This is a genomic window from Undibacterium sp. GrIS 1.8, assembly GCF_040544445.1.
Classification (GTDB): domain Bacteria; phylum Pseudomonadota; class Gammaproteobacteria; order Burkholderiales; family Burkholderiaceae_D; genus Undibacterium.
The window spans coordinates 1-4,936 of record NZ_JBEONQ010000101.1; the positions used below are offsets into that span (position 1 = coordinate 1).

Here is a 4,936-nt window from a genome sequence, read left to right on the forward strand (position 1 = left end):
GTTTTGGCATGTCCAGAACTGTACACACCCGTTTTCTTTTTTAGGTTTACGTCTTTACATCTTGTTACAATTCTCTTGTTTTTGCGTAAGTCCTAACTCAATTCAACCAGCTCGGCACCGCCGCATGTGCGATTGCGCTTAGCATGATGTTCACCAGCCAGGCTGGCTACGCCGCACCGGATACAAATAGCGATCTCAGCAAGCTCAATGAAAAATCGGTCGCTACGGTAGAAATTCCCTTACTAGCGGGTTGGTATCAAGGCCATCTGGTGCATTACATCTCGACAGACATGTCCGATCAAAAGATGGCACAACAGGCTGATACCAATTACGTATCGCGCCTATCTAATGTGTTGCGTGCGCCAGTGCCGGGTCAACCATCGGCAGTAGACCGCGTCTATAAATTGAGTAATTTTGATCAAGGCAGCGTATTTCCCTCCGCACCAGAGAGCGTCGGCTACCGCAATAAAAGCGAGGCATACACGCCATTATGGGTCGTCTACATGGTCACCTGGCGCGATACAACAAAAGCCCATGTACTGAAATCAGAAGAAGAGGTTCTGGATGCAACAGAGAAGCAGTTAGTCGACCTGACACCCACCAAAATTGTCGTCAACTGCCCAATTTTGTATTCAGCTAAAGAGGGTTTGTTGAATGGGCTGCAAATACATATTAAATAATAATTGGTATTCCAGTGACTTTGAACTGAACAAGTCAAATTAAAGGCTTCATTTGCCTAATTCTAAATCGCCCGTTTTTGTCATATCTCTTATTTTTTGTTCAGTGAATACTGTTCAGAAAAGATTGAAGGATCGATCCTTGATTAGCTTGTAGCTATCTAATCATCAATTTGAGTCGAGACGTAACGCCTGCAATGATCTAAATATGCTGCTTCGTGTAGCGCCGCTAACTCTACCGTACACTTCCACAGCCAATTGGGCGCCCCCTTGCTAGATGGATTACGTGTCAATTCTTTAAACCAATCTAGTGCAACTGATTCATCCATTTGTCTTGCATGAGCCTTACCAACTATGGCGCCGACATAACGTGCAACTTTTACAGCTTCTCGTGGAGATAATTCGTCGATTTCTAATTTAAGATCCTCTGGCCTAAGTTCCCTTACAAAGACCGATTTGCCTAATATGCGTCCGGTCATCATGCGCTTGCCAAGATTTGGTGAGAGATTCCTGGCACCTTTCACTACACGTTCAGCATTGACTAGTGGCATCCCGCTGTCTGCATACCGTGGTGCTTTTGCTGCTACTGCTTCTTTAATATCCATCAGACAAATTTCCTGCTTTTTAGTCTTGGTATCATCAACATCCAGGAGCACAGCGTATCTCAACAGACCCAGTGAGCTACAACCTTTGACCCAATATGCGGCATCTAAAAGACCAACACTATCTTCAAGATTTCTGCTGCGAATCTTATTTACCAGATTGATAGCATTTCCTTTCTTAAAGACAGATTGAATTGCGTTTTGTTCTTTAGCTAAAATAGGCCAGAATTTTTTGCCAAGCGGGATATGCGGTCTGGCATCTGTAATACGTTCTCTTGCGAGGTGTTTCCAGGTACGATGTCGCGCTACTTTCATTGAAGCTCGGACTACCGCTGGCACTGGCACTGGTGTCTCATCGCCAATCACAAATTGTGAGGTATACCCATCCATTAGCACCTCCAGCATACTCGCTGTCATGATCCCGGGCAGATTCGAGCCGCGAGCAGCAAAAGCAAGAGATAGTGCCAGCCTCACCAGATCATGTGCCGGATTGCCGATCACCGCTTGATCAAAGTCCCGGATTTGAAAATCAACTTTGCCATCAATATCGGCGACTGGACCAAGATTGCCTATATGGCAATCTCCACAGATCCAGATAGGTGGTCCTTCGGGTATTTTCCCCATACTGGCTGTTTCAAGCCATTCGTAAAATTTTGAGGTACTACCGCGTACATAAGCACTTGCGGAGCTAGTCATTTTGAGATTCCGGGTATGGGCTAAGATAGTTGCCCGATCAGCGGTCTGAGGAAGGTGATGCTTTCGTTTCATATATGGTCGATGCACTTTCAAAATTGGTATAGAAAAAAAGTTAATAGATTATGCTGGCGATGGGGTGTTACCTCCCTTGATGCAGGTTAGCAATGTACTTGCCTAAAAACTAGCATATGCCCATCCAGAATTTATTCCGCGAAAGCAGAAAAAGCTTGAAGAGGCCTTGTTAAAGAGATCGTGCCAATATGAAATTCCAATGTAATTTAAACTTGATAGAGCAAATAGTTAAATCTGTTTTCGCCTTAACCGTTGCATTAATCAATCCCCACTTTGATCAAACATGTCTATCTTGCGCTGACAGATCAAGATATTTCACCAAGTATTAAGTCGTTTTTTAAAAACTGATCAATGGAATAGATGTTTTTACGATAGGTGCGATTTTTCATAGAAGATAAAGGATTTGCTTCACTTCGTCTGCGTGCTGCCGCACTTAGCTATATCGATGTTCTAATCGCATCAGCAGACTATCGATTGCGTATAACTAACGCTTTCGATCACAGCACCAACGCTACTGGTGTTATTCGCCGCTTTAGTAGCGCCAGCAGGCTCCACCGTATATAACCAACTTATAAATCGACATAATTTTTACCCCGTAATATATGTCGTTAGTTGTTTTTTTGATCTTGTTTGTAGTGGTCTTGAACAAACTGATAAGATTAAAGAAGCATTGACTAATTACATAATTAGTCAATATTCTTTAAAATCCTGCTTGCATAAATCACTGATTTTTTATACAGTATCGTCAGATGTAGAAAACCTGCTGATTTTTGTAAAAATCCATCGGCACATTTCAAAAAATCATAAAGCGCAACATACCTGAAAGAAATTATGGACGACAAAAAATCCGATACCGGCTCAGACAAGAGCAAAGCTTTAGCCGCCGCATTGGCACAGATTGAAAAACAATTTGGCAAAGGTTCTGTCATGCGGATGGCCGATGGCGAAGTGGTAGAAGAAGTACAAGTCGTGTCCACGGGTTCTTTGGGACTGGACGTTGCCTTGGGCGTAGGCGGTTTACCACGCGGTCGCGTCGTTGAGATTTATGGTCCAGAATCTTCCGGCAAAACAACGCTGACATTGCAAGTCATTGCAGAGATGCAAAAGTTGGGCGGCACTTGCGCATTTATTGATGCGGAGCACGCTCTGGATGTGGGCTATGCGCAAAAACTAGGCGTTAATTTATCTGATTTGCTGATTTCACAACCAGATACCGGCGAGCAAGCACTAGAAATTACGGATGCTCTGGTACGTTCAGGCAGTGTCGATCTGATCGTCATCGATTCAGTCGCTGCGCTTACACCTCGTGCTGAAATCGAAGGCGATATGGGTGATTCTTTGCCAGGTTTGCAAGCGCGTCTGATGTCACAAGCTTTGCGCAAACTTACTGGCAGCATCAAACGTACTAATACATTGGTTATTTTTATTAATCAGATACGGATGAAAATTGGTGTCATGTTTGGTAGCCCGGAAACTACAACTGGCGGTAACGCATTGAAGTTTTACGCATCGGTTCGTTTGGATATTCGCCGTACAGGTTCCATCAAAGCCGGTGATGAAGTCATCGGTAACGAAACCAAAGTTAAAGTAGTGAAAAATAAAGTAGCGCCTCCATTCAAAGAAGCGCATTTTGATATCTTGTACGGCGCAGGCATCTCCCGCGAAGGCGAGATTTTAGATTTGGCCGCCGATGCCAAGATTGTAGAAAAAGCGGGTGCCTGGTATAGCTACAATGGTGAACGCATTGGGCAAGGTAAAGATAATGCACGCAGTTTCTTGAGCGAGCGCCCGGCACTCGCGCATGAGATTGAAAACAAAGTTCGTGTGCATTTAAAAGTACCGTTGTTGCAAGAGTTAGTGACAGAAAAAACTAAATCAAAACCAGCAAAAGCAGAAAAAGCTGAAAAAGCGGAGAAGGCTGAATAGGCTTAGTGTAAGTTTTTCATTCTGATACCGCAAACTCATTAGTCACAAACTCGCTAAGTGACTGGCGAAATAGCCTAAGCAAATCATGTAATGGCGGCGGCCATTGAGTCAAAAACTCAAGTCAAAAAGGTCAAGCCGGAATATGCTTCTAATACAAGCATATTCCGGTTTTTTATTGTATCGATATTCCGTGATATTTAACGATGGCTAAATTAAAAATCAGTTTAAAAGCCAGAGCGCTACGTTATCTCTCTATGCGAGAACATAGCCGGATGGAATTGGAGCGTAAGCTTCAGCCTCATGCACAAGAAGGCGAAGATGTCTCGGTGTTGCTTGATTGGTTAGAAACTGCCAAATATCTGTCAGCCGAGCGCTTTGCAGATTCGTTGGTAAATCGCCGTGCAGCACGTTTCGGCAACCAACGAATACTCGCCGAATTACAGAGCCACCAGATGGACGGGCAAGAAATTGATCGCGTTAAAGCTGAGTTGACGGAATCAGAGTTGAGTCGTGCGATCGATGTACTACACAGAAAATTCCCTCATTCCGCCGCAGACCATCTTGAGCGTGCAAAGCAAGCGCGTTTTATGCAGCAGCGAGGATTTTCCTCCAAAGCAATTCAGACCGCAATGCGCGCCCCTCGTGACGAAGAAGCTGATGAATAAGCGTCTAGAGTTTTTTGGAAATAATAAAGATTTGCTCTAAGAAATATTAAGCAATATTGAGCAATTATATTTTCGGTAAAGTCTTTCCGTTTATATTATTAAAAATACTACTCTGGGTGAGTATATTTTAATCTTCCAGAGAATCATTGGGTAATTGGCTAGGCGGATTCAGCTACGAAGAGCAACGGGAGGTAAGTTTTAGTGGGAGTATATCCAAATTATAAAAAACCTCAAACGGCGTTCGATAGCCTAGGCATTTCCTAGGGCGATGATTGAGATGATTGACTGCCCGTTGTAA

The 4,936-nt window shown here is 43.7% G+C and carries 4 protein-coding genes; 3 read left to right on the top strand and 1 reads right to left on the bottom strand.

Features of this window, described 5'->3' with window-relative positions; genetic code table 11:
• Window positions 1-143: 143 nt before the first annotated feature.
• Window positions 144-680 carry a DUF7482 domain-containing protein gene (locus AAKU64_RS22100; RefSeq protein ID WP_354363051.1) on the top strand — a complete coding sequence of 179 codons (537 nt, stop codon included), beginning with the start codon at window positions 144-146 and terminating at the stop codon, window positions 678-680.
• Between the two features lie 158 nt (window positions 681-838).
• On the opposite strand, the gene AAKU64_RS22105 is transcribed toward AAKU64_RS22100, so the two are convergent.
• Window positions 839-2,047: a DUF2252 family protein gene (locus tag AAKU64_RS22105; RefSeq protein ID WP_354363052.1), complete on the bottom strand. Its 1,209-nt coding sequence runs from the start codon at window positions 2,045-2,047 to the stop codon at window positions 839-841.
• A gap of 831 nt (window positions 2,048-2,878) precedes the next feature.
• Between AAKU64_RS22105 and recA the strand changes: the two genes are divergently transcribed.
• Entirely contained in the window at window positions 2,879-3,973 is a 1,095-nt protein-coding gene (recA, locus tag AAKU64_RS22110) for a recombinase RecA (protein WP_354335241.1), read from the top strand.
• A 203-nt stretch (window positions 3,974-4,176) separates the two neighbouring features.
• Window positions 4,177-4,638 carry a recombination regulator RecX gene (recX, locus tag AAKU64_RS22115; protein ID WP_354335243.1) on the top strand — a complete coding sequence of 154 codons (462 nt, stop codon included), beginning with the start codon at window positions 4,177-4,179 and terminating at the stop codon, window positions 4,636-4,638.
• Window positions 4,639-4,936 lie beyond the last annotated feature (298 nt).

Excerpts from the sequence above, each read along its gene's own strand:
- recX (WP_354335243.1), top strand. The coding sequence starts at position 4,177 with ATGGCTAAATTAAAAATCAGTTTAAAAGCCAGAGCGCTACGTTATCTC.
- AAKU64_RS22100 (WP_354363051.1), top strand. The coding sequence starts at position 144 with ATGATGTTCACCAGCCAGGCTGGCTACGCCGCACCGGATACAAATAGC.
- recA (WP_354335241.1), top strand. The coding sequence starts at position 2,879 with ATGGACGACAAAAAATCCGATACCGGCTCAGACAAGAGCAAAGCTTTA.
- AAKU64_RS22105 (WP_354363052.1), bottom strand. The coding sequence starts at position 2,047 with ATGAAACGAAAGCATCACCTTCCTCAGACCGCTGATCGGGCAACTATC.